The following is a 24,511-nucleotide window of genomic DNA, read 5'->3' as shown; positions in this document are numbered from 1 at the left end:
CAGCATTACGCTTACTGGTGCTCCAAACGCCATTGTTTAAGCCATGACATCATACCAACACTACTCAATGGGTAATTAAAATAATAGCCCTGTGCAGCATAGGTTTTAAGCGACTTTACAAACTTAAGTTGCTCTAGAGTTTCAACTCCTTCACAAATCACTTTTGCATTATTTTGATTGTGCATATCGACCATGCCCGAAACGAGGCTTCGAATTTGACTTTGATGAGCAAAATCAGCGGTAAGTGAAGCCGCCACTTTAATATACTCAACATTAAGATTCGGAAGCTTAGCTAGCCAAATAGGTGTGTCACCAAAACCATCTATACATAATTTGATACCAATACTATTGAGCCTTGCAACCATCGCTTTACCTTGATCATCTAAACTCATAAATAAATCGAGCGGGCACTCGATAATTAAATCACCCGGCTCTAGTCGATGCTCAGCCATGATACGGTCAACAAACTCAATAAATTCTTCGTGCAGCATCTCAGGGCCAAACACATTTATACTAAGAGGTAATTCAATACCTTCCATTCGTAGTGCCATAGCAAGTTCTGCTGCACGCTCAATAACAAAAGCAGCCACAGGATAGCTTAGGCCTGCAACACGTATATCATCTATAAATTTATTCGCAGAAAGAATCCCTTGCTTAGGATGCTGCCAACGTAACAGCAATTCTAAAAATTCGATTTGCTCATCGCTATTACGAATAACTGGCTGAAAATACAACTCTAGTTCACTTGCAAAATCAAGGTGTGCTAACTCACGTAGTCGTGCTTGCTGCTCCAATTGCTCAATCATCATTTGCGGATGATAAGGCACAATCGCTTTGTCTGGATTTGAATCAAGCGCTAGATTGGCAAACGAAATGAAGTTTTCAAAGCTGTATTCAGGCTCATCACAAACTACATAACTAGCACGAACTTTAACTTCAATGGTGCAATTGGCAACATTAAATGGCTTTAAAGTCACATGGCGAATTTGACTAATTAGTTGCTCATGAAGGTGCTTTTGTTCCTCTAATGAACAAATAAATGCAAAGTTTAAGCCCCCTAAATGCGCCAACTTTTCGGCTTTGCCTGAATTACCCACTATATTAAGAACATTATCAACATTGAGCTGTTGTTTAATTCGGGTTGCTGATTGCGCTAATAACAAATCACCAAAGTCTCGACCTATGTGTTGGTTTACATCGTTAAAACCTTCAAGGCGAAGCATCACTAACGCGCAGTTAGCATCATGCTCCTCGGTCCAAGCAATAAAGCTATTTTTTAGGGCGTTGCGATCGGGTAAGCCTGTAAGAGGTGTCGCATCTAACTCGTCAGTGTGAAGTGGCTCAACGACCACCTGCTCTTCTTCAGGTTCTTCATAGTTAAAAAAGCCTGATATACACAAAATAACGACAGAAAAAACAAGCCAGTAAAGAGCAGTATGTAACAATAAATGAGCTGAATAAAGTACTGTTAATACAATCGCAGCAACAACTGAAATAATGATTGCTAGCCAATTAGTAGTGCGAAATGCCTGCCACAAATGAAAACAAACACTTGCACTTAACAATAACACTAACCAAGGCATGCCAAGACTAAGAATTGCTAACCCAAGCACGCCATTGACGACTAAGCTCAGCCTTAAAATAGAATTTTGAGTAACACATAAGGCACAAATCATTGCCATAAGAACGCAACCAGCTAAAAACACTGGCACAACATCGCTACTTAAATTTGCAAGGCTCACACTACTACTTGCTAAGCTGGCAATCAAAGACATGTAAAAATACTACGTAAAAAAGACTTATCTAATTAAGTCTACCCAAAATCCACAGATTTAACAGTTTATTTACGCCAAATTGGTAACTTAATTGTGCTGGGTGGGTTATTTGCCAATGGGCAATATCAGCACGTGCGCCTACCTTTAACACACCACGATCATCAAGTCCTAAAGCACCTGCAGCGTTTCGAGTTACCCCAGCTAATGCTTGCTCTGGTGTCATCCGAAAAATAGTGCATGCCATGTTCATCATCAAATGCAATGAACATAAAGGCGAAGTACCCGGGTTGAAGTCAGTTGAAATAGCAATTGGAACTTGATACTGCTGCAGTAGTTCAATTGGCGGATACTTTGTTTCACGTAAGAAGTAAAATGCACCTGGTAATAAAACTGCTGCAGTACCCGCTTTGGCCATTGCCTGAATACCAGCTTCATCTAAGTGTTCAATATGATCCGCAGATAAGCCATTAAATTCAGCAACAAGCTCTGCACCATGTTGATTAGATAACTGCTCAGCGTGCAACTTGACCGGTAAGTTGTGTTTTTTAGCCGCTTCAAACACGCGGCGAGTTTGCTCATTACTAAAGCCAACGTTTTCACAAAAAGCATCAACTGCATCAGCTAAATCAGCTTCAACAACACGGTCAAGCATTTCACCGCAAACCAGATCAATGTACTCATCGCTACGGCCTTTATATTCAGGTGGTAATGCATGCGCACCTAAAAACGTGGTTTTAACATCAACAGGGTGATTTTCACCGAGTAAACGTGCCACTTCGAGAAGTTTAATTTCGTTTTCGCAATCAAGGCCGTAGCCAGATTTAATCTCTACCGTCGCCACACCTTCTGCATATAATGCATTTAAGCGCTCTTTTGCACTGACAAATAAAGCTTCGTGATCGGCTTCTCGCGTTGCACGTACGGTACTTGCAATACCGCCACCGTTTGCAGCTATTTGCTCATAGCTTACACCTTGTAAACGCTGCTCAAATTCTTCTGCACGGCTACCCGCGAACACTAAGTGAGTGTGGCAATCAATTAACCCGGGGGTTAACCATTGCCCTTTTGCTGACAATGTTGGCGTAGCTAGCGCATCAAACTCTGGTAAATCGGCTTGCTCACCTAACCAAGCAATTTTGCCATCTTTAACAGCAATAGCTGCATTTTCAATAGCACCATAAGGTGCTTCGATGGCTGGGTCCATTGTGGCGATGTTGGCATCTGTGATCACTAAATCCCAGAAAGCTTGATCATTATTGGTTGTGTGCATTTTTCACCTACATTGATACTTGCGATAGGCCCATTACGAGACTAAGTTTAAATTTGCTTAAAGTTTATCAACTCACCTTGTATATACAAGATAATTATGTCACCTTCAAACATACTGTTTACTCACCACATATACACGCATAATGAGTGTTCCTAAATTTGCGCAAATAAAAGAGTTCATTCTGGAAAATATTCGTTCTGGAGCTTGGCAAGAAAATCACCGAGTGCCTTCTGAAAATGAGCTTACCAACCAGTTTAAAGTTAGTCGTATGACTGCAAGACGAGCACTCAGTGAATTAACCGATGCAGGTATATTAACCCGTAGCCAAGGCTTAGGTACTTTTGTGGCTAGCTTTAAGTCACAATCATCTTTATTAGAAATTAAAAATATTGCTGATGAGGTAAAAGCGCGAAGTAACCATTATAGCTGTACCATTTTAGTAATGGAGTCTATAAGCGCTATAGCACCAATTGCGATTGCTTTGGGTGTCGAGGTCGACAGCCATGTTTACAGAAGTGTGATTGTACACAATGAAAACGAGCAACCTCTGCAAGTTGAAGAACGCTTTGTGAACTCCGCTCTTGCTAAAGATTACTTACAGCAGGATTTCCATAGCCTAACGCCTCATGAATACTTATCGCAAAACGCCCCGCTCACCGAGGCACGCCATACAGTCGAAGCGATTATGCCCAACCAAGAAATGTGCGAATGGCTGAACCTTTATAACGAAGAGCCATGCTTACAAGTGATCCGCCGAACTTGGTCATCACAAGGTATTGTGAGCTTTGCCCGTTTAGTATCACCAGGCAGTAAATACCGATTAGGCGGCCACCTTACTTTTAAAAGATAACTAAATGGACATTTGATAACGAAAATTCAGTGACTCAATCGCTGAGCCATCAATAAGTCGCTCGCCTTTATCATGACTAGTAAAAATCGGTGGCTGGTTGCCCTGCTCAGCACATTTTTGCTGGTAGTAATCTGCTTTTGTAGGATGTGCCGGATTAACCACATTATAAATACTGCTCGCGTTTGACCAATTTTCAAGTACTGAAAAAATCGCCGCTATCACATCTTGCTGCTGAACCATGTTTACCACTTGCTGACTTGAGCTAGTCAGTTCTTTACCGGCAACAAACCTACCCGGATCGCGCCCAGGCCCTACAAGACCAGCCAAACGCAATACTTTACCACCAGCACTTAGCACTAACTGTTCAGCATCATATAGCTGTTGTTGACGTGCTGATTGGCAAATAATTTCTGTAGTTTCGTCATATTGACCATTGTTAGATGGATAAACTCCTGTCGAAGAACATAAAATAAAGCCTTTACAATTTAGTTGCTTAGCAAGTTCAAGCCCTGCTTGCAAAGTCGCTAAATAGTTACTTTCTGAGCTACGACTACGCGGTGGAATAGCGCAGACCCACCAAGCATTTTCAAGCGACAGCTCATGCTTGAGCACATCACCTTCAAGTATAAACTGGCGCTGAAAGTCATATTCGTGCTCGCCACCGCGATGTGTTCCCTGTACTTGCCATGCTAATTTATTTGCCTCAACACAAAGTGCATTTCCAAGCCAGCCGGCACCTAAAACAACCAGTTTATTATTTTCAGTACTCATTTACTCAACTGCCCCTTAGTATTTATTATTAACCTTCGCTTAACAGTGTAGCGATTTAGGTGCAAATATGATTAGATAGATAACTCTAACCTATAATAAAAACGCGTGCACTATGTTAAACAACCTCTCTTTACGTAAAAAAATACTTCTGCTCATTGGCGGGACGATAAGTGTGCTACTAATCATCGCGTCTAGCTTTTTTGTAAACCATATTGCTGATCTCTCACGTCATGCAATTCAACGCGAAGCCGACAGCTATTTGCAAAGTGAGCGACTGTCAATGCAGGCCTATTTTGCCAAATACGGCAAAGTTGTCGAAACCTTTGTAACAAACCCGCATTTAGTTAACTGGTTCGATAACTGGACTCAGCGCGATCAAAGCTTAGATAGTCAGCCTGGTTACAGCAGCGTTAATCAAGATTTTGTTCGTATTAGTGGTAACGATGATAACATTTTATCAGCCTTCTTTGCTTCTGCGACCACAGGTGAGTACTTCAAAGAAAACGAGCGTACCGCCACTTATAATGGCCAACCATATTACGCTTACAAACGTGGTTGGTGGCAAGATGCATTAAAAATAAATAAATTGTATGTTGGCCCTATTTCTGTTGATTTAACCACAGGTATCGCCTCTGCAGTTGTACAACAGCCTGTTTATAAACAAAACAAGCTTATTGGTTTTGGTGGTGTTGATTTACAGCTTAATAATATCAACGACATGGTTGAAGCTATTCGATTTGATGGCCAAGGCTTTGGCTTTTTACTCGACAGTAACCAGAAAGTAGTGCACTTTTCAAAACGAACTGGACATAAACTATCTATCACAGACGAAGGCCCTAATGGCAAAGAAGGCTTAGATGCCCTCGAAAAGCAATTTAACGACACCTCGGGCTTTAGCGAATTAAACCGCGCGATGAAAAGCCAAAAAGAGGGTAGCAGCTTTGTCACATTCAAAGGCGAGCAATATTACGTTGTATACAATCGCCTTGAATTAGAAAGCCCTTACCTTGATTGGTATGTGGGTATTTTAATTCCGACCAGTATGATTGATGAGCCAGTAAATGATGCGGTGATGACAACCACAACATCCGTGATCATCATTCTTGCGATTATTATTGCGATGATCTTCTGGGCCACGCAAATGATCACCAAGCCGCTGACTAAACTCACTTACATCATGCGCGATATCGCATCAGGTGATGGCGATCTAACACAAAAAATCGAGATAAAAAGTCAGGATGAAGTAGGACAGCTTGCTCATCACATGAATACTTTCATCGATAAATTACGTGCAATGATGCTGAATACTGCAGCACAAGCTGAGCAATTAAGCCAAGCCGCAGCCCAATTGAAAACCGTATCGCAAAAAACCAATGATGAAATTCAGCAAGAAAAGCAACAAGTTGATAGCGTAAGTGCGGCAGTAACCGAAATGGCCTCAACTGTTCTCGAAATTTCACGTAACGCGCAACATACCAATAATGCAGCTGAAGAAGTGCAAACCATTACCGCAGATGGCACCAAGCGCTCAACTCAAGCTCAGTCAGTCATGACCGCTCTTGCAAGTCACATTGGTGAAGCGTCTAAAGTCGTTGCGGGTCTTGAGCAAGAAAGTGGCAATATCGGCGCGGTGGTTGATGTTATCAACTCAATCGCTGAGCAAACCAACTTACTGGCACTTAACGCGGCGATAGAAGCAGCCCGTGCTGGCGAGCAAGGCCGAGGTTTCGCAGTTGTTGCTGATGAAGTTCGTTCACTAGCAAGCAGAACGCAAGAATCTACTGATGATATTCGCAACATGATCAGCCGTTTACAGCAAATTGCCCAACAAGCATCAACCATGATGCAGCAAGGTCAAGAGCGTGCTGAAGGCTCAGTTGAGCAAACACAAATTGTATTGCAAGCATTGCAAGATATCGCGCAATCTGTGACAAATGTGCAAGATCAAAGTCATCAAATTGCGACTTCGACAGAGCAGCAAACTGTGGTTGCAGAAGATATTAACAATAGCTTGGCAGCGATTAATCACTTAGTGAATAGCACTGCAGATCATGCCCATGAATTGGCGGATGAAGCACGTGATTTGAATGAGTTAGCAGAGTCTCTAAATAAGACAGTAAATCAATTTAAGTTATAAAGATAAATTGCTGAAGTAGTTAAAAACCCGATGTCACCTGAAGATGACATCGGGTTTTTATCGTCAGCCTTCCCTGTTAATCGTGGCGCAACCGCTTTCGCGTGTTCCATAAATTCGTGCCACTGTTGCTTGTTCCATAAAGCAACTCCATTATTGGTCAATCCTTGTTTTGATTGCGTTTGTACTTGTTCCATATAGTCTCCTCCTTACGCTAGCTTCATCCGTTTGGGCTCCAAGCCTAAGCTTAATCCTTGCTGTCATCTCCATTCACCTTATCCATAAAGCGTTGCCATTGTGCGCTACTCCATAACGCCTTGTTACTTCCTTGTTGTCCTTTGTGCTTAGTTACATTATCCATACTGTAAACTCCTTGCGGTTTATCGTCCGTTACTCCTACAGCCCTTCCTTGCTGTGCTCCATTACCCATCCTTGTAGGTTAATGCGGTGATTATCGCTTAGCGATGATATACACAGCATGAATCAAACCTGGAATATACCCTAATAGAGTTAAAAGAATATTAATCCAGAACTGCGCACCTAAACCTACCTGTAAAAATACGCCGAGAGGTGGAATTAAAACCGATAAAATAATACGTATTAAATCCATGACTCACTCCTTGAAAAAGATAAGCCCAGCCAAAGCTGGGCTATATAGGGCTTGCTATTATTCAGCAACAATCGTTAATTCATCGATTACTTTGCGAACATCTTCAGCGTTTTCAGCAATGCTTACCGCTAATTGCTTTTCTGCATCAGACTCAACAGTACCTTTTAGTGTTACTACACCGTTGTCGGTATCAACATCGATATCTGTACCACCTACTTCTGAGTTAAATAAATAACGTGTGGTGATTACAGTACTGATTTTTGCATCGGTTAAGTCGCTTTCTGCAGAATCAGCTTTGTCTGATTTCATGTGCTTAGCTTTCATGTTTTTAACAACCGTTAGTTTGTTATAAACAGAGCTAACACCGTCTAGGCTAAGAACTAACTCTTCAGCAAGCTCTTTATCTAATTCGCTATCAACTTTACCTGTAAGTACAACCTTGCCATTCGTTACATCAGTGTTGATGTCAAAGTTGTTAAGGTTTGTGTTCATAAGAAGCACAGTTTCCGCCTTACCATCAATCCAAGCATCTTTACTTTCATTTTCCCAGCTGCTTGCCTGAGCTGACATGCTAGTTGCACCAATTACTAAAGCCGCAATCATAGATTTGTTAAAAGTGTTCATAATCTTTCTCCTTTTGATTAAAGACAGTTTAAGTAATGCGACTATGATGCCAACTATTTACCCCTTAAATTTCAGCAAGTTAAATACCTATTCAGCGGTGATTTATATTCATTTCGGTAAAGATTTACAAGCTGCTCGGTAAGATGTTCACAATGTTGCAAAAATAACCATTTAGTTGCTGATTTTATTAATCTGTGGTTAATTTAACGAAATTGCTTATTCGTCTAAAAAGACAACCTCATGATTTATATAGAAATAAAATCTGGCCTAAGCTTTGCTTTGTAATTAATAACTAAAGAATCACCTTTAAAATCACAACAGGGAACTACCATGGCCGTTAAACTTGAAGACCGCCCAATCGATCAAGTAAGAGAAGAAGTCATTGATCAACTCATTTATAACTACAGTCATGCTGTTATTTCAGCCGAAGCATTTGAACGCCGCCTAGATCAGGCAATGGAAGCCACCAGCAACGAAGTACTGGTTGAGCTTGTTGCTGATTTAGATCTGAAAGCGGATATTGACTACAAATCGCAAAAGCATGCGCAATTTAAACCTCACTACAGCCACAGCAGCGACAACGAAAGCCTGCAGCTACGCAGTATTCTGGGCTCAAATGAGCGCAGCGGCCAATGGGTAGTACCAAAAGAAATTCACATCACAAACTGCCTAGGCTCAATCGAACTCGACTTTAGCGAAGCGATTTTCCAACATCAGCATGTCACCATTTACGTGAACTGTATTTTAGGTAACGATGAAATCTACGTGCCAGAACATGTAAATGTGGTATCTAAATTATTTAGCGTGATTGGTAGTGTAGAGAATAAATCAGTTGCCTTAAACAAAGGCCAAGGCCCAACCATCACTATTGAAGGTAATGTATGGCTAGGCTCAGTCGAGATTTCAGTTAAACGTACCATGAAAGAAAAGTTCATCAGCTTTGCCAACAGCCTAAAAGCCGGTTGGAAAGAGATGAATAAGATGCAGTAAAGTTGTGAGGTGCTAGGTGCTAGGTGCTAGGTGCTAGGTGCTAGTTATCGTAGCCGCAGTTTTACATCGTGCAATATAATAAGATAACGCGCGAAATAAATTTCACGCCTACATCAAAGACATTTAATCGCACAAAGAGGTTAAGAGACGCTGCGCTTTAGAGGAAGTAAAAAATGATCTTGTGGTTTACTCATTCTCTTCTCATTCACTTCTCTTTGTGCAAAACATATTGAACCACAGAGGGCACAGAGGCGCTTCGCGCTACACAGAGAAAACCAAAGTATCACAAAGAGATCATGAGACGCTGCGCTTTAGAGGAAGTAAAAAATGATCTTGTGGTTTACTCATTCTCTTCTCATTCACTTCTCTTTGTGCAAATATTTTCGCGCGAAATAAACTTCACACCTACATCAAAGATAATTAATCTCACAAATAGATAATGAGGCGCTGCGCTTCAGAGGAAACAAGAAAAGATAAATATCACTTCCTCATTCTTTCCTCATTCTCTTCTCTTTGTGCAAATATTTTCGCGCGAAATAAATTTCCCGCCTACACCGTAGGCGTCACGCTTGCTTGGCGCGTCTTGCATACAACGCCATTTCATCAATCAATGCCAGACCTACAAACAACGCAATTCGGCTTAAAACTGACAGCTGAAAGCTGACAGCTCCCTCACAAGTCATTATTCCTCTCACTCGGGATATCACTAAAATACTCTACAAACTCAACTTCAAAACCTGCGGGGTCGATGAAGTATACATTTTTACGGTAAGGGTTTTCTGGGCCGTGTTTATCAACTTCATAACCAGCCGAAACCAGGCGTTCAATTACCGCATTAATATCGTTTGTCACATAGGCAAAATGAGCAAGGCCTACTTGGTGGCCGGCTAAATCACGGTTTTCAGCTTCACCGTTATCGCTTAATGCAAGATATTGGTAATCATCACCAAAGTGCAGCCACTTGCGCGGTTTGCCCGACCATTTGCTATCGCCTTGACTACGCACACGCCAGTGCGGGAATGCAGCTTTATAAAAGTGCAGCATGGCATCAACATTACTAACAACAAGGTTTACGTGTTCTAAATACATGGTAGTTTTCCTTTTTATTTTTAAACTGCCACCAAGATAAAACCTCAAGTTAAGTTTAGGTAAAGCGTTTTTTCAAATAAAAAAGCCCCACTGAAGTGAGGCTTTAAAAAATTGAGTAGTTATTGATGAATCAGCTACCAGCAACCTGCATTTGTTCTATCAATACAGAGCCTGTTTGAATACCACCACGACGCTCGATATCGCCACCTAAGCCCACAACGGCTTTAAACATATCTTTTAAGTTACCAGCAATTGTGATTTCACTGACTGGGTATTGGATTTCACCATTCTCAACCCAGAAGCCCGCTGCACCACGTGAGTAATCGCCCGTTACCGTATTCACACCTTGGCCCATAAGTTCCGTTACTAATAAGCCTGTGCCCATGGTTTTTAAAAGTGCTTTTAAATCGGCATGGGTTTGTTCAACTAGCCAGTTATGAATACCACCAGCATGACCCGTTGGTGCCATAGACAGTTTACGTGCCGCGTAGCTTGCTAATAGGTAAGTTTGCAGCTCACCGCCTTGAATAATTTCACGGTCTACAGTTTTTAAACCTTCAGCATCAAACGGTGAAGACGCTAAACCTTTTAATAAATGAGGGCGCTCAGAGATATTCACACAATCGCTAAATACTTTTGTACCTAAGCTATCAAGCAAGAAGCTCGACTTACGATAAAGCGCGCCGCCACCAATCGCCGACACTAAATGGCCGAATAATGAGTTAGCAATATCTGCTCTAAAGATCACAGGCACTTTCATGGTACCGAGCTTTTGGCTGTTAAGTTTAGCCAAGGTTTCGGTTGCCGCTTCGAGGCCTACTTTTGCAGCGTCATTTAAATCATCTTTATGACGTGCGATGGTATAAGCTGAGTCGCGCTGCATTTGCTCGCCTTCTTTACCAATCACCATCGTGCTAATGCTATGACGCGTACGCGGGTAACCTGCAATCATGCCATGGCTGTTACCATAAACACGTAAACCTTGGTGAGAAGAAAAACTCGCACCGTCTGAATTTACAATGCGCTCATCGGCATTTAACGCCGCTTGTTCTGCTTGATGACAAAACTCAACACCTTGCTCTGGGCTAACTTCCCACGGGTGGTATAAATCTAAATCTTGCGGTGCAAATTCAAGTAACTCTTTATCAGCGATACCATTAAATGGGTCGTCAGAGGTGAACTTTGCAATATCAATGGCTTTTTCGACCACTGTACGTAATGTTTTAGGGTTTAAGTCAGCTGTTGAAGCAGAGCCTTTGTTGTTACCCACATAAACACTGATACCTAAGCCACCGTCTTGGTTAAACTCTATTGTTTCAACTTCGCCCATACGCGTGCTGACAGACAAACCTGACGTGCTCGACATCGCCGCTTCAGCTGCTGTTGCACCCAATTTTTTTGCATGCTCCAGTACTTCGCTTACAGCGTCTTTCACTTCAGAAATGTGTTGATAAATAGGATCTTTCATCTTGTGTGTCCTAGGTTCTGATATTTTTTATAGTGTAACGAATGCTAACACACTGCGAGACCTGCATCAGCTAATATTAATCATTAACTAAATGGCGTATAATAGCGAATAGTTAAGTTTACTGAATGAGCATCCTTATGGCGAAGAAGAAAAAGCCACTTATCGAAGAAGAAATTATTTACGTATCAAAAAGCGAATTAAAACGTGAAGCCATGCAATATCATGGTCTGGGTGCTGAAATTGCAAAAATGCCGAAAAAGCAACGCGATCGTTTACCGCTTAATCACGATTTAAAAGAAGCCCTTGTCGTTTCTGATAAAGTAAGTGACAAGAGCGATGCTTACCGTCGTAACTTAAACTACATCGCAAAAGTTTTACGTACCACAGAAAACGTTGATGAAATTCAAGCGATGATCGACATCATGCTTAATAAAAACAATCAAGCCGATGTTTTGATGAACAAAATCGAAACCCTGCGTGATGATTTAATTAAACAAGGTGACGACCTGATCAATTCAACAATTGATCAATACCCTTCTCTTGAGCGCCAAAAAATGCGCCAATTAGTGCGCAGCGCCGCAAAAGAAGTAAAAGCAGAAAAACCAGCAAAGAATTACAAAGAGTTATTCCAGTATCTAAAAGATGCGATTATGCTTTGATTTCCTTCGCGCGAAATAAATTTCACGCCTACAACACCGTAGGCGTCACGCTTGCTTGGCGCGTGTTGAACACCACTTAATACGCAACCATCGCGCGACATAAATTTCACGTCTCTACAACCAAATACAATTCCAAAACGGGTAATCGCCAACGTGCTTGACTAATTTTGCGCGTAGAGGGTTTGCGACTATATATCGAGCTTGATGTATTAGGTCATTTTCATCTCTGATTTGATGATCATAAAAATTATTTTGCCAAACCACTACTTTGCGCCCTTTTCTCTTACGAATAGACATGGTCACCATGCTTTTGTACAGCTTAATTACTGCTGATAAGTTTTGCTGAGGGCGAAGTTGAAATATCCAATGTAAATGGTCAGGCATGAGGACAAAGCAGATTGTCTCCACTTTATCTTCTAAATGGTAAATTGCTTTGGCAGCATCAACTGCATATAGATAGTTGGCAAATATAGGCACTCGATTCTCACAACAAAGAGTTACTGAATAATAGCAGTTTGAATGTGAGGTTCGCCCTTTAAGCCTCTTCCTTGACGAAAACATAAACCTATCAATCCTGAAGGTAAAACCTGATCTTAGAACTTAAAAACACACCTAGCCAATTTACACCAAAAATGTTTGAACCTCACAATACAAAAACATCGCGCGAAATAAATTTCACGCCTACATCAAACCGTAGGCGTCACGCTTGCTTGGCGCGTTTTAAACACCACACAACACGCAACCACCGCGCGAAATAAATTTCACGTCTACATCAAACGTAAGCGTCACGCTTGCTTGGCGCGTCTTGAACATCACACAATACTCAACCATCTCGCGAAATAAATTTCACGCCTACCACAAGCGTAGGCGTCACGCTTGCTTGGCGCGCCTGAAACATCAAACAATAAACAACCATCACGCGAAATAAATTTCACGCCTACATCAAACCGTAGGCGTCACGCTTGCTTGACGCGTCTTGAGCTGATCGCTCCTAAAACAAAAAAAGGCTCTGAGCGTTCACTCAGAGCCTTTTTTAAAATCGATAATCAATTACCAGATTTTTACGCGATCTTCTGGTTTGATATACATTTTGTCGCCTTCTTTCACGTCAAATGCCTGATAGAATTCTGGCATATTTGAAAGAATACCGATTACACGGTAATGGCTTGGTGAATGAGGGTCTGTCATTAGGCGGTTACGTAACTCTTCGTCACGATATTTACGACGCCAAATTTGCGACCAACCCATGAAGAAACGCTGATCACCTGTGTAACCATCAATAATAGGCGCTTTTTCATCACCAAGTGATAACTGGTATGCTGTATAAGCAACTGTTAAGCCACCTAAGTCACCAATGTTTTCACCTAATGTAAGCTGACCATTTACGCTAGCATCTTCAAATGGTTTGTACTCGTTATATTGAGCAACTAGCTGACCCGTGCGCTCTTCAAACTGTTTAAGGTCTGATTCGCTCCACCAGTTACGTAAGTTACCGTCACCATCGTACTTCGCGCCTTGATCATCAAAACCGTGACCTAATTCGTGGCCGATTACCGCACCGATTGCACCGTAGTTAACAGCATCGTCAGCTTCTAGGTTAAAGAATGGCGGTTGTAAGATAGCCGCAGGGAATACGATTTCGTTGTTCACAGGATTATAGTAAGCGTTTACTGTTTGTGGTGTCATGTGCCACTCTGAACGGTCAACTGGCTTACCTAGTTTTGCAGTCATGTCTGCATATTCCCACTCGCTGTGGCGAATGTAGTTACCTACTAAGTCATCACCTTTAACTTCAAGTGCTGAGTAATCTTTCCATTTATCTGGGTAACCGATTTTTGGTGTGAACTTATCAAGCTTTTCTTTAGCCGCAATTTTTGTTTCAGGGCTCATCCACTCAAGGTTTTCAATCGCAACTGCATAACCTTTGATTACGTTATCTACTAACTCTTCCATGCGCGCTTTCGCTTCAGGCGGGAAGTTTTCTTTAACGTATACTTTACCTAGAATTTCACCTAGTACACCGTTTGATGCATCAACCGCTTTTTTCCAAAGTGGAGATTGCTCTGTAACACCGCGAAGTGTTGTGCTGTAGAAATCAAAGTTAAGGTCTACTAGCTCTTTATCTAATAGGTGAGCATAGTTGCTAACAAAGTGGAACTTAAGGTAGTTCTGCCACGTTGCTAAGTCTGTATCGTTGTAGATACCAGCAAATTTTTCTAGGTAGCTAGGTTGGCGAATGATTACATCATCAATTTTGATACCTGATGCATCAAGGTAAGCTGCAAAGTCAAAGTCGCCTGTAAGTTTGTTTGCATCTGCAATGCTCATCTTATTGTAAGATTTAGTTGCATCACGGCTTTCAACACGGCTCCACTGTGCATCAGCAATGCTTGTTTCAAGATCGATAATTGCTTTAGCCGCAGACTCTGCATCAGCAACACCGGCCTTGCTTAAGATAGCTGTTACGTATGCTTGGTAAGCTTCACGAATTTTTGTGAATTTTTCTTCATCTTTTAAGTAGTAGTCGCGATCTGGTAAACCTAAACCAGACTGATAAACATACATCGCGTTTTCGCTAGAATTTTTCGCGTCGTTGTTTACGTACCAACCAAACGGTAAGCTACCGCCTTTAATGCGAAGTTCTGCCATTAAAGCAACAAGATCTGACTTGTTCTTAACTGCATCAACGCTTTCTAGCACTGGTGTTAATGGCTTGATGCCAGCCGCTTCACGGCCTGCTTCGTCCATGTAGCTGTTGTAGAATGCAGCTAATTTAGCTTCATCAGAGCCTGGCTTAACGTCTTTATTAGCCGCTGCTTTTTCTAGCACTTCTTTCATCGCTTTTTGCGAATCATCGTAAAGCTGAGTGAATGAACCGTAGTTTGATTTATCACCTGGAATTTCTGTTTTCTCTAACCATTCGCCGTTTACGTGATAGTAAAAGTCATCTTGTGCGCGAACAGATTTGTCCATGTTCGCCAGTTCAATGCCAGAGTTTAAAGGTGCTTTTGCTTCAGTGACGGTCGCAGTTGCTGGTGCTTTAGTTTCTTGTTCTTTTTCACCACAACCAACAAGACCGAGCGCAAGTGCAATACTTGCCGCGGTAAGTGTTACTTTTCTCATGGGGTTCCCGTACCAATTTAATTTATAAAGTATTTATCGAAAAACGAGTAAACCATACCAACAGTTAGTTTTTCGCTGTTTCCATAATAAACCTCTCGAGCAAAACAACAAAACCGAATATGTAACAATTCTTATCAAAACAAGATAAGCCGCATTTTTGAGCGATGAGAGGGGGAGATTAATTGGTTAGTGGTCATTGTAGGCGCGATTTTACATCGCGCAATGTTTCTATGATTCACAAAGAGGGTAAGAGGCGCTTCGCTTAAGAGGAAATAAAAAACATTATTATCACTTCCTCTTTTTTCTCATTCACTGCTCTTTGTGCAATTTTTTCGCGCGAAATAAATTTCACGCCTACATCAATCGTAGGCGTCACGCTTGCTTGGCGCGTCTTACATTCAGCACCAAGATTGCAAATTAATAAAGAACCCGCAAACAATGCCGCTCGGCCAGAAACTGACTGCTGAAAGCTGACGGCTGTTACTGCTCGTACTTCTGCTTTATCTTTTCGATAATCTCAACATTGGCGGCTGGGAAGCTATAATCATCAAGCTCGCTGAGAGCGACCCATTTTCCTTGTTGGCCTTCTGCGCCATGGGCCGTGCCTGTGAAATCATCAACAATGTGCACATCTAAGCGTACGCATTTATCACCGTAGTTATGTTCGATAACCATTAGCTCTTCACTGCCATTTACGGTTAGGTTTACTTCTTCTAATAGCTCGCGCTGTAGCGCAGTAAATACGCTTTCGCCCTGCTCTACTTTACCACCTGGGAATTCCCATAAGCCGCCTTGGTGTTTGTCGTCTGGGCGTTTACAAATAAATAATTGCTGATCTTTATAAATAACACCAACTGCAACATGCACTACTTTTTTAGTCATTTGTTGTTTCCTTAATCATAAAAAAAGCGACGCAAGCGTCGCTTTTTATCACCGTGTTTTGGTTATTTTAATTTACCGCAACACTGCTTATATTTATTACCTGAACCACAAGGACACGGCTCGTTACGGCCTACTTTAGGTTCTGCGCGTTGTGTAACTACAGCACCTTCTGGTGTTTCGCCACCGATGTGCTCAGCTTCTTCGTGTTGGTATTCACGTGGCGCATTTTCGCTACGACGATGTTGCTCTTCAACTTTTTCAACATCTTCTTCAGCGCGAACTTGTACTTTACTTAAAATACCCACAACGTCGACTTTTAAGTTCTCAAGCATTTCAGAGAATAGCTCAAACGACTCGCGCTTGTACTCTTGCTTAGGATTCTTCTGTGCGTAACCACGTAAGTGGATACCTTGACGAAGGTGATCCATCGCAGCTAAGTGATCTTTCCAATGTTGGTCTAGGCTTTGTAGCATAATCGCTTTTTCGAATTGACGTAGTACAGACTCGCCTACCATCTCTTCTTTTTGCTTGTATGCTTGCTCAACCGCTTCTTCGATACGCTCACGAAGTTTCTCTTCGTATAGTTTGCTATCGTCAGCTAGCCATTGTGAAATTGGCAGCTCGATTAAGAAATCTTGCTTTAAGCGCTCTTCAAGACCCGGGATATCCCACATTTCAGCAAGGCTTTGCGGTGCAATGTACTGGTCGATTGTACCATTTAGCACATCGCCTCGAATTGCAGTGATAGTTTCTGAAATATCGCCTTCTTCAAGTAGCTCATTACGTTGCGAGTAAACAACACGACGTTGGTCGTTTGCTACGTCATCGTACTCAAGTAATTGCTTGCGAACGTCGAAGTTACGCGCTTCAACTTTACGTTGCGCGTTTTCGATTGCACGGTTAACCCAAGGGTGCTCAATCGCTTCGCCGCGTTGCATACCTAGTTTACGCATCATGTTAGTCATGCGCTCACCAGCGAAGATACGCATTAGCGCGTCGTCCATTGATAAGTAGAAACGGCTTGAACCGGCATCACCTTGACGACCAGAACGACCACGTAGCTGGTTATCGATACGACGAGATTCGTGACGCTCAGTACCAATGATGTGTAAACCACCCGCTTCGATTACTGCATCGTGGCGTTTTTGCCACTCATCTTTAATCGCTTTGATTTGTTCATCAGTTGGGTTTTCTAGCTTTTCAACTTCGCTGTTCCAGTTACCACCTAACACGATATCGGTACCACGACCGGCCATGTTAGTTGCAATAGTTACTGTGCCAGGTAAACCGGCATCGGCAACAATGTCTGCTTCTTGCGCGTGAAACTTAGCATTAAGTACGTTGTGCTTAATTTTTTCTTTACGTAAGAACTGCGATAAGTACTCAGAACTTTCGATTGAAATAGTACCCACAAGTACCGGTTGACCACGTTCTTGGCAATCTTTGATATCAGCAAGGATTGCTTCGTACTTTTCTTCTTGTGTTAAGTATACAAGATCAGCACGATCGTCACGGATCATCGGTTTGTTTGTTGGCATTACTACTGTGTCTAGACCATAGATAGACTGGAACTCAAACGCTTCTGTGTCTGCTGTACCTGTCATACCCGCTAGCGTGTCGTATAAACGGAAGTAGTTTTGGAATGTGATTGATGCCAATGTTTGGTTTTCGTTTTGAATGCGTACACCTTCTTTTGCTTCAACAGCTTGGTGTAAACCTTCTGACCAACGACGACCTTCCATTGTACGGCCAGTGTGCTCATCAACGATGATAACTTCGTTTTCTTTAACAACGTAATCAACGTCTTTTTGATAAAGCTTGTGAGCACGAAGTGCCGCATACACATGGCTTAATAATGTGATGCTTGAAGCTGAGTAAAGTGAATCACCTTCTTGAATTAAGCCGCGCTCAATTAGTAGCTCTTCAACTTTAATTTGACCACGTTCAGTTAAGTGAACTTGCTTAGACTTTTCATCGATAGTGTAATCGCCATCGCCTTCAACGCCTTCTTCATCTTCTTTTTCTTGTAGCTCTAGGTCAGGCACAATTTTATTGATTTCGATGTAAAGCTCAGAGCTGTCTTCAGCTGGGCCTGAGATAATAAGCGGCGTACGCGCTTCATCGATTAAGATTGAATCCACCTCATCCACTACGGCGTAGTAAAGTGGGCGTTGTACACGCTCTTCAATGCTAAATGCCATGTTATCGCGCAGATAATCAAAGCCAAACTCATTATTAGTACCGTAAGTGATGTCAGCAGCATAAGCGATTTTCTTTTGCTGCGGCATCATGCCAGGTACGTTACAGCCTACTGTTAGGCCTAAGAATTCAAATAGTTCACGGTTAGTTTCGGCGTCACGTTTTGCAAGGTAGTCGTTCACGGTAATTACGTGAACCCCTTTACCTGTTAAACCACGAAGGTATGCAGGTAACGTTGCTGTTAGTGTTTTACCTTCACCGGTACGCATTTCTGCGATGCGACCTTGATGTAAAACCATACCACCTAGTAGCTGTACGTCGAAGTGACGCATGCCATTTACACGCTTAGATGCTTCACGTACCACAGCAAATGCTTCTGGCAAGATATCATCTAGGCTTTGTCCGTTATCGTAACGCTCTCTAAATTCAGCTGTTTTTGCTTTTAAATCTTCATCAGAAAGCGCTTCTAATTGCTTTTCAAGCGCATTAATTAGAGCGACCGTCTTTCTTAGGTTTTTAATAGTGCGGTCATTGCGACTACCAAAAATCTTGGTAAATAAATTAGATATCATGATAAAACCGTTACAATATATTCTTTGTTAGCTAGTCATTAGCTAACCCACTTTCTTCAATTGATAATTAATATGCGCTTATGCTCATGATGTAGGGCATATTAATTAACAATTTATCAGTACGCTGTTCAAAACACAGCTTATTTCGTGCGCTATCATACCAGAGTCTGCGCAACATCAAACCTTCTGTTTATGAAGATATGGATTTTCAGCAAGAAAATTTAAAAATCAGCCATATTCTTTGATCTAACCCCATAAAAAGGGTGAAAACAAGATTACTGAATAGATATGGCGACAATAAGAATAAAATCAAGATCAGGGGAGTAAAAAGGCGATGCGATGGACGAAATTCGACTTTGTAAATGTAGGTGGTCATTTATGGCGACAATACATTACATCGCCTTCACCAATGACGCGCTAAAGCACGACCTACAAGATAACACGCGAAATAAATTTCACGCCTACATCAAAGACATTTAATCGCACAAAGAGGATAAGAGACGCTGCGCTTAAAAGAAAACAAAAAAGCACATTATCGCTTTCTCATTCTTTTCTCATTCACTTCTCTTTGTGCAAATATTTTCGCGCGAAATAAATTTCACGCCTACACCATAGGCGTCACGCTTGCTTGGCGCGTCTGACATACTGCGCCATTTCACCAACCTATGTCTGACTTACAAACAACACAATTCGGCTTCAAACTGACGGCTGAAAGCTGACGGCTTTACTTCTTTTTCCGCCCATGTTGTGCTAAACGTTCTAATTTGGCTTTTAAAGAAGGAGGGGCATCTGCGGCAATGGCGCTGAGGTAATCAGCTGTTTGTTCGCTCATTTGACGTTTAGAAACAGGCTTTTGCTCTGGCTTATTAGTTGCCGATAAGCGCTGCGTAGCCTGTGGGTTTGCAGTAATTTTAATTTGCCCAAGCTCGACCATGCCAGCGGCACGAAAATGCGAAAGCATATCCATTTTTAAGTAATTTAAACGCAGCGCAATCGGTGCCGAAACTGCTTCTATCATCAAAGTACCATCACGGTAATTACTTACTCGACATTTTTTCGAAAGCGTTTCACCTAAGAAGTCATCAAGAATGGTTTGTTGAGAAGACAAGCCCTGGGTTTTACCAGCATAAGATGCCAAGCGACCACTCAAGCCCGCCATAATATCGCCAACAGCTTTTGGCGCGTATCTATCTTTTGCCATTAATCGTCTACCTAAAAAGGTTAATCACCACAAAGAGAATATATCACCTACGTAAATATGAAGCTATTAGGTTCGAAAACAGTGGTTAGTGGTTAGTGGTTAGTGGTTAGTGGTTAGTGGTTAGTGGTTAGTGGTTAGTGGTTATAACAAGGTAAAATACATTTCATGTGTAGCAAGTTCTTTGTTTAATTACACAAAAAATAAAACCACCCTCTCGATCAACTGATATCTAACTTCTGAATTCTAACTACTAAAAATACGACTTCTGAAGTTTATCTCTTGTTATAAAACCTCCGCGCGAAATAAATTTCACGCCTACATCAAACGTAGGCGTCACGCTTGCTTGGCGCGTCTAACATTCAACACCAAGCCGGGAAATCATTAAAGAGCCCACAAACAACACCGTTCGGCTCAAAACTGACAGCTGAAAGCTTTTCTTCCTCCTGCGTGATTGTTTCTGGTACACTTTTCCTTTGTTTTTTATTTAACTTTCGCGATGACTCAACACTCTCTTACTTTAATCGTATTGGCTGGCGGGCTGGGTAGCCGCTTTGGCGGAAACAAACAAATTGCCGAAATTCCTGGGCTGGGCTGTACCATCATGGAACTGAGTATTCAGGATGCGGTTAAAGCGGGTGTTAACCAAGCGGTGATCATCATTAATAAAAAAATTCGTGCTGAGTTTGAAGCGACGATTTTACCGCGCCTGCCTGAGTCGCTCGAAGTAATCCTAGTTGAGCAAGAAATTAGTGCTGTGCCTCATGGCTATGAGCACTTAACTGCTGAACGCCAAAAACCTTGGGGTACAGGTCATGCATTACTTTGCGCAAAACCCTATGTGAATAACCCTGCTATTGTCATTACAGCCGATGATTATTATGGCGAGTCTTCTTTTGCCATTATTAGCGAACACTTCAAACATCATAGCAATTGGGCGATGGTAGGCTACCCAATAAAAGATACCCTATCCGAAGAAGGTGGTGTAAATCGAGGTGTATGCTCTGTTGATAGCCACCAGCATTTAACTGATGTGGTCGAGTACCTAGATATTAAACTCGAAAATAATGTTTTAAAAGGCAACAATCCACATGGTGAGAGATTACAAATTGCCGATGATGCCCTAGGTTCTATGAGCTTTTGGGGAATAACACCCAGTTTATTTAATGACTTAGAAACAGGCTTTATTGAGTTTTTAGAAAATACTGACAACGGTGTCACGAAAGAGTATTATTTACCAAATGAGATACAACTCGCGATTCAAGATAACCGCCAAGCTGTAACCGTTTATACTGCACAAGAGCCATGGTATGGCGTAACCTACAAAGCTGAACTGGATGCAATAGCACACACTTTATGTCAGTTACGTCGTAAGCTAAACGATTAAACCCTCGCCTCTTCTTGCAAAAAATAAGTAATGGAAAATTAATGAAGTCTAATCCTGTTGCAACTTATCTTTCTGAGCACTTTGGCTTAAGCACAGATAACGTAACGCTAAAGCCAATTGGCAATGGCCACATCAACACAACCATGTTACTTAAATCAGAAGAAAACGCCTTGGTTGTGCAAAAGTTAAATACCGATGTGTTTCCTAACCCTAAGCACCTAGTTGAAAATGCACGACTAATTGAGCAGCACCTTAGTGAAAAACACGACAATGGTGAATACAGCCTAGAAATTATTCGTCATGTTCCAACTATCGAAAGCGACTTTTTAGTTGAATGCGATCAAGGTGTTTGGCGTGCACTCGAATTTATTGGCGGCAGTTATAGTGAAGATGTAGTAGCAACTATCTCGCAAGCACAAACTGCAGCCAATGCATTTGGACAATTCGCGCTAGCATTACAAGATTTTCAGGCTGAAAAGCTTCATCATGTGATCCCTGATTTTCATAACTTAGCGATGCGCTTTGACGCCTTTAAAAAGGTAATCGAAAAAGACTCTGTAAACCGTGTGGCCCTTTGCCAAGACGACATCGATTTTTGTTTAGCTCAACAATCTTTAGTTGATGAGTTAAAACAACTTGAAGGAAACATTCCTTTAAGACCATGCCATAACGACACAAAAATCAACAACATGCTGTTTTGCACACAGTCAGATGATGCTAAAGCAGTCATCGACCTCGATACCTGTATGCCTGGTTATTGGTTATTTGATTTTGGCGATATGGTGCGTACCTTCTGCTCACCTGAGCAAGAAGATTCAACCAACCTAAGTAATGTACGTGTTCGTGAAGAGATCTTCGCCGCCATCGTTAAAGGTTATGTTGAACCACTACAAGATGTGATCACCGATGCCGAAAAAGAAAGCTTCTGGCTAGGCACCAAAGTAATGACCTTTATGATTGGCCTGCGCTTTTTAACAGACTTTATTGATGGCGATAATTACTTTGCCACCAAGCATGCAAACCACAACCTAGAACGCGCCCGCAACCAGTTTGCTTTGTATCGCGATATTCTTGAAAAAGAACATACGTTAAAAGCGATATTAGAGATAAATAAAGGTTAGAGATGCGAGTTGCGAGGGACGAGGTGCGGGGAACGAGGTACGAGTTATCGTAGGCGTCACGCTTGCTTGGCGCGTCTGACTTACAGCGCCCAGCTCACAAATAAATGCATAACCAAAATTGATCTTCAAACTGACGGCTGACAGCTCCTAAAATTTCACGCCTACATCAAAATGTAGGAACGGCTTTAGCCGTGAATAGCTGCTCGCTCGCCCCATTGCTCTATAAGTCAATAACTTCTATTCTAAAACTCTAACTTGAAAATAAAGAGATTATTATGCATATAAAACACCACGGAGCGGTGAAAGGCGTAACTGGGTCTTGCCACCAGCTATTTATTGATGACACAAATTCTGTACTTGTTGATTGTGGTCTATTTCAAGGAGAAGAGAATAAACAAGATCTAGCAATTGAGTTTGATATATCAACGGTAAAAGCGCTGATTGTCACACATTGCCATATAGACCATGTTGGCCGCATACCCTACTTACTTGCCGCAGGTTTTAAAGGCCCAATTTATACCTCGATTGCCACCGCAAAACTCTTACCTATGGTGATTGAAGATGCCTTAAAAGTGGGTGTAACACGCGATGAAGCAATGATCCGCACCTGCTTAAAGTTACTAAAACAACAAATTGCCTCTCTCGATTTCAACACATGGTACTCCATTCCCGTAGGAGTGGGCTTTAGCCCCGAAAAAGTAGCCTCAAGCAATCAAAACCCCTTATATAAACTTCGCCTGCAACGTGCTGGGCACATTTTAGGCTCAGCCTATGTTGAAATTGAACTGGGTAAAAAAACAAACTCGCATAGAGTGGTATTTTCAGGTGATTTAGGTGCAACTTACACGCCATTATTACCAACGCCAAAACCGCCTTACCGCGCCGATACATTAGTTATTGAGTCAACCTATGGTGATAAAAACCATCAAGGTCGTAAAGAGCGTGTAGCCGTTCTTAAAAAGGTTATAGAACGTGCAGTAAGCGATAATGGTGTGGTACTCATACCGGCTTTTAGTATTGGCCGAACTCAAGAGCTGCTCTATGAGTTTGAACAGCTTATTCACTCTGCAAGCAAACGTTCTATGTGGCATAAACTGCAAATTATTGTAGATTCGCCAATGGCAGCCAACTTCACGAATGAATATTTACACTTTAAAACGCTGTGGGATAACGAAGCAAAAAAACGCGTAAAACAAGGTCGCCACCCGCTCGACTTTAAGCAACTACACACCATTGATAGCCACCAAGAACACCTTGCCCTCATAAATTTTTTAGCCTCAAAACAACAGCCCACAATAATCATTGCTGCCAGCGGAATGTGTAATGGCGGCAGAATAGTTAATTATCTAGAACGGTTTTTGCCCGACAAAACAACCGATGTCATTTTTGTTGGCTACCAAGGGCAAGGAACATTAGGCCGAGAGATTCAAAAATATGGCCCACGCGGCGGCTATGTATTTATCGATAATCAAAAAGTAATGATTAAAGCGCAAATTCATACCATCAGCGGCTACAGCGCCCATGCAGATCAAAAAGGATTAATCAGATTTGTCACCGGTATGCGCAAAAAGCCAAGTGTTATCAAAATCGTCCATGGTGATGAGCAAGCCAAACAAGTACTAGCAGAAAAGCTTAAAGCAGAGTTAGGCGAAGGGACAAAAGTAGAAGTTAGTGGTTAGTGAGTAACGAGTTGCGAGTTGCGAGTTGCGAGTTGCGAGTTGCGAGTTGCGAGTTGCGAGTTGCGAGTTGCGAGTTGCGAGTTGCGAGTTGCGAGTTGCGAGTTGCGAGT

Annotated in this window: 21 protein-coding genes; 7 read left to right on the top strand and 14 right to left on the bottom strand. The window is 41.9% G+C overall.

Going from position 1 to position 24,511, the window contains the following annotated elements; translation table 11 throughout:
* Positions 1-11 precede the first annotated feature (11 nt).
* Positions 12-1,682, bottom strand: coding sequence for a GGDEF domain-containing phosphodiesterase (locus tag BIZ38_RS15645; protein ID WP_171043809.1), 1,671 nt, complete (start codon positions 1,680-1,682; stop codon positions 12-14).
* A 121-nt stretch (positions 1,683-1,803) separates the two neighbouring features.
* Complete coding sequence (hutI, locus tag BIZ38_RS15640) at positions 1,804-3,045, bottom strand: imidazolonepropionase (RefSeq protein WP_187490703.1); 1,242 nt, start codon at positions 3,043-3,045, stop codon at positions 1,804-1,806.
* Positions 3,046-3,187: 142 nt separating this feature from the next.
* On the opposite strand from hutI, the gene hutC reads away from it, so the two are divergent.
* Entirely contained in the window at positions 3,188-3,895 is a 708-nt protein-coding gene (hutC, locus tag BIZ38_RS15635; protein ID WP_187490702.1) for a histidine utilization repressor, read from the top strand.
* On the opposite strand, the gene BIZ38_RS15630 is transcribed toward hutC, so the two are convergent.
* Positions 3,896-4,666, bottom strand: coding sequence for an NADP-binding protein (locus BIZ38_RS15630; RefSeq protein WP_166341070.1), 771 nt, complete (start codon positions 4,664-4,666; stop codon positions 3,896-3,898). It lies immediately after the preceding gene.
* 112 nt (positions 4,667-4,778) lie between these two features.
* Here BIZ38_RS15630 and BIZ38_RS15625 point away from each other — a divergent pair, with 112 nt between their 5' ends.
* Positions 4,779-6,803, top strand: a complete 2,025-nt coding sequence (locus tag BIZ38_RS15625; RefSeq protein ID WP_187490701.1) for a methyl-accepting chemotaxis protein — start codon at positions 4,779-4,781, stop codon at positions 6,801-6,803.
* On the opposite strand, the gene BIZ38_RS15620 is transcribed toward BIZ38_RS15625, so the two are convergent.
* The 4 genes from BIZ38_RS15620 to BIZ38_RS15605 are packed head-to-tail and all read right to left on the bottom strand — an operon-like array spanning position 6,788 to position 8,034.
* Positions 6,788-6,997, bottom strand: a complete 210-nt coding sequence (locus BIZ38_RS15620; protein WP_054552865.1) for a hypothetical protein — start codon at positions 6,995-6,997, stop codon at positions 6,788-6,790. The genes BIZ38_RS15625 and BIZ38_RS15620 overlap by 16 nt on opposite strands.
* A 50-nt stretch (positions 6,998-7,047) precedes the next feature.
* Positions 7,048-7,230, bottom strand: a complete 183-nt coding sequence (locus BIZ38_RS15615) for a hypothetical protein (protein ID WP_054552866.1) — start codon at positions 7,228-7,230, stop codon at positions 7,048-7,050.
* A gap of 21 nt (positions 7,231-7,251) precedes the next feature.
* Positions 7,252-7,410: a YqaE/Pmp3 family membrane protein gene (locus tag BIZ38_RS15610; RefSeq protein ID WP_064971745.1), complete on the bottom strand. Its 159-nt coding sequence runs from the start codon at positions 7,408-7,410 to the stop codon at positions 7,252-7,254.
* Between the two features lie 57 nt (positions 7,411-7,467).
* Positions 7,468-8,034 (bottom strand): BON domain-containing protein, encoded by a 567-nt coding sequence (locus tag BIZ38_RS15605; protein WP_187490700.1) that lies wholly within the window; start codon positions 8,032-8,034, stop codon positions 7,468-7,470.
* A gap of 330 nt (positions 8,035-8,364) precedes the next feature.
* Between BIZ38_RS15605 and BIZ38_RS15600 the strand changes: the two genes are divergently transcribed.
* A complete protein-coding gene (locus tag BIZ38_RS15600) occupies positions 8,365-9,024 on the top strand; it encodes a LiaF domain-containing protein (protein ID WP_187490699.1) in 660 nt (219 codons plus the stop codon).
* Between the two features lie 672 nt (positions 9,025-9,696).
* Here BIZ38_RS15600 and BIZ38_RS15595 read toward each other — a convergent pair.
* Together BIZ38_RS15595 and pmbA are read right to left on the bottom strand one after the other, a co-directional pair.
* Complete coding sequence (locus BIZ38_RS15595) at positions 9,697-10,113, bottom strand: VOC family protein (protein ID WP_187490698.1); 417 nt, start codon at positions 10,111-10,113, stop codon at positions 9,697-9,699.
* 130 nt (positions 10,114-10,243) lie between these two features.
* Positions 10,244-11,581, bottom strand: coding sequence for a metalloprotease PmbA (gene pmbA, locus BIZ38_RS15590; protein ID WP_055021365.1), 1,338 nt, complete (start codon positions 11,579-11,581; stop codon positions 10,244-10,246).
* A gap of 137 nt (positions 11,582-11,718) precedes the next feature.
* On the opposite strand from pmbA, the gene yjgA reads away from it, so the two are divergent.
* Positions 11,719-12,240, top strand: coding sequence for a ribosome biogenesis factor YjgA (gene yjgA / locus BIZ38_RS15585; RefSeq protein ID WP_058583884.1), 522 nt, complete (start codon positions 11,719-11,721; stop codon positions 12,238-12,240).
* 114 nt (positions 12,241-12,354) lie between these two features.
* Here the strand turns inward: yjgA and BIZ38_RS15580 are convergent, their stop codons facing one another.
* The 5 genes from BIZ38_RS15580 to BIZ38_RS15560 form a co-directional block, all read right to left on the bottom strand.
* Positions 12,355-12,801 carry an REP-associated tyrosine transposase gene (locus BIZ38_RS15580; protein ID WP_138599300.1) on the bottom strand — a complete coding sequence of 149 codons (447 nt, stop codon included), beginning with the start codon at positions 12,799-12,801 and terminating at the stop codon, positions 12,355-12,357.
* A gap of 489 nt (positions 12,802-13,290) precedes the next feature.
* Positions 13,291-15,363, bottom strand: a complete 2,073-nt coding sequence (locus BIZ38_RS15575) for a M13 family metallopeptidase (protein WP_187490697.1) — start codon at positions 15,361-15,363, stop codon at positions 13,291-13,293.
* Positions 15,364-15,843: 480 nt separating this feature from the next.
* Positions 15,844-16,245, bottom strand: coding sequence for an 8-oxo-dGTP diphosphatase MutT (gene mutT / locus BIZ38_RS15570; RefSeq protein WP_187490696.1), 402 nt, complete (start codon positions 16,243-16,245; stop codon positions 15,844-15,846).
* A 62-nt stretch (positions 16,246-16,307) separates the two neighbouring features.
* The gene (gene secA, locus BIZ38_RS15565) at positions 16,308-19,016 is read right to left on the bottom strand and encodes a preprotein translocase subunit SecA (protein ID WP_187490695.1); all 2,709 of its coding nucleotides are present in this window, start codon (positions 19,014-19,016) and stop codon (positions 16,308-16,310) included.
* Between the two features lie 724 nt (positions 19,017-19,740).
* Complete coding sequence (locus tag BIZ38_RS15560) at positions 19,741-20,217, bottom strand: DUF721 domain-containing protein (RefSeq protein WP_054552875.1); 477 nt, start codon at positions 20,215-20,217, stop codon at positions 19,741-19,743.
* 496 nt (positions 20,218-20,713) lie between these two features.
* Here BIZ38_RS15560 and BIZ38_RS15555 point away from each other — a divergent pair, with 496 nt between their 5' ends.
* From BIZ38_RS15555 to BIZ38_RS15545, 3 genes are all read left to right on the top strand, one after another.
* Positions 20,714-21,601: an NTP transferase domain-containing protein gene (locus BIZ38_RS15555; protein WP_187490694.1), complete on the top strand. Its 888-nt coding sequence runs from the start codon at positions 20,714-20,716 to the stop codon at positions 21,599-21,601.
* 41 nt (positions 21,602-21,642) lie between these two features.
* Complete coding sequence (locus BIZ38_RS15550; RefSeq protein WP_187490693.1) at positions 21,643-22,722, top strand: phosphotransferase enzyme family protein; 1,080 nt, start codon at positions 21,643-21,645, stop codon at positions 22,720-22,722.
* Between the two features lie 275 nt (positions 22,723-22,997).
* On the top strand, positions 22,998-24,401 hold the full coding sequence (locus BIZ38_RS15545; RefSeq protein WP_187490692.1) for an MBL fold metallo-hydrolase RNA specificity domain-containing protein: 1,404 nt from the start codon (positions 22,998-23,000) through the stop codon (positions 24,399-24,401).
* Positions 24,402-24,511 lie beyond the last annotated feature (110 nt).

Source organism: Pseudoalteromonas sp. BZK2 (assembly GCF_014349195.1).
GTDB lineage: Bacteria > Pseudomonadota > Gammaproteobacteria > Enterobacterales > Alteromonadaceae > Pseudoalteromonas > Pseudoalteromonas simplex.
The sequence above is the reverse complement of the archived record's forward strand: the minus strand, read 5'-3'. Positions and strand labels throughout refer to the sequence as shown.

What these genes read in the sequence shown, in the direction of transcription:
- mutT (WP_187490696.1), bottom strand. Translation starts at nt 16,245, where the DNA reads ATGACTAAAAAAGTAGTGCATGTTGCAGTTGGTGTTATTTATAAAGAT.
- BIZ38_RS15645 (WP_171043809.1), bottom strand. Translation starts at nt 1,682, where the DNA reads ATGGCAATGATTTGTGCCTTATGTGTTACTCAAAATTCTATTTTAAGG.
- pmbA (WP_055021365.1), bottom strand. Translation starts at nt 11,581, where the DNA reads ATGAAAGATCCTATTTATCAACACATTTCTGAAGTGAAAGACGCTGTA.
- hutC (WP_187490702.1), top strand. Translation starts at nt 3,188, where the DNA reads ATGAGTGTTCCTAAATTTGCGCAAATAAAAGAGTTCATTCTGGAAAAT.
- BIZ38_RS15620 (WP_054552865.1), bottom strand. Translation starts at nt 6,997, where the DNA reads ATGGAACAAGTACAAACGCAATCAAAACAAGGATTGACCAATAATGGA.
- BIZ38_RS15575 (WP_187490697.1), bottom strand. Translation starts at nt 15,363, where the DNA reads ATGAGAAAAGTAACACTTACCGCGGCAAGTATTGCACTTGCGCTCGGT.
- BIZ38_RS15555 (WP_187490694.1), top strand. Translation starts at nt 20,714, where the DNA reads ATGACTCAACACTCTCTTACTTTAATCGTATTGGCTGGCGGGCTGGGT.
- BIZ38_RS15610 (WP_064971745.1), bottom strand. Translation starts at nt 7,410, where the DNA reads ATGGATTTAATACGTATTATTTTATCGGTTTTAATTCCACCTCTCGGC.
- BIZ38_RS15545 (WP_187490692.1), top strand. Translation starts at nt 22,998, where the DNA reads ATGCATATAAAACACCACGGAGCGGTGAAAGGCGTAACTGGGTCTTGC.
- BIZ38_RS15550 (WP_187490693.1), top strand. Translation starts at nt 21,643, where the DNA reads ATGAAGTCTAATCCTGTTGCAACTTATCTTTCTGAGCACTTTGGCTTA.
- BIZ38_RS15605 (WP_187490700.1), bottom strand. Translation starts at nt 8,034, where the DNA reads ATGAACACTTTTAACAAATCTATGATTGCGGCTTTAGTAATTGGTGCA.
- BIZ38_RS15630 (WP_166341070.1), bottom strand. Translation starts at nt 4,666, where the DNA reads ATGAGTACTGAAAATAATAAACTGGTTGTTTTAGGTGCCGGCTGGCTT.
- hutI (WP_187490703.1), bottom strand. Translation starts at nt 3,045, where the DNA reads ATGCACACAACCAATAATGATCAAGCTTTCTGGGATTTAGTGATCACA.
- secA (WP_187490695.1), bottom strand. Translation starts at nt 19,016, where the DNA reads ATGATATCTAATTTATTTACCAAGATTTTTGGTAGTCGCAATGACCGC.
- BIZ38_RS15560 (WP_054552875.1), bottom strand. Translation starts at nt 20,217, where the DNA reads ATGGCAAAAGATAGATACGCGCCAAAAGCTGTTGGCGATATTATGGCG.
- BIZ38_RS15625 (WP_187490701.1), top strand. Translation starts at nt 4,779, where the DNA reads ATGTTAAACAACCTCTCTTTACGTAAAAAAATACTTCTGCTCATTGGC.
- BIZ38_RS15595 (WP_187490698.1), bottom strand. Translation starts at nt 10,113, where the DNA reads ATGTATTTAGAACACGTAAACCTTGTTGTTAGTAATGTTGATGCCATG.
- BIZ38_RS15600 (WP_187490699.1), top strand. Translation starts at nt 8,365, where the DNA reads ATGGCCGTTAAACTTGAAGACCGCCCAATCGATCAAGTAAGAGAAGAA.
- BIZ38_RS15615 (WP_054552866.1), bottom strand. Translation starts at nt 7,230, where the DNA reads ATGGGTAATGGAGCACAGCAAGGAAGGGCTGTAGGAGTAACGGACGAT.
- BIZ38_RS15580 (WP_138599300.1), bottom strand. Translation starts at nt 12,801, where the DNA reads ATGTTTTCGTCAAGGAAGAGGCTTAAAGGGCGAACCTCACATTCAAAC.
- yjgA (WP_058583884.1), top strand. Translation starts at nt 11,719, where the DNA reads ATGGCGAAGAAGAAAAAGCCACTTATCGAAGAAGAAATTATTTACGTA.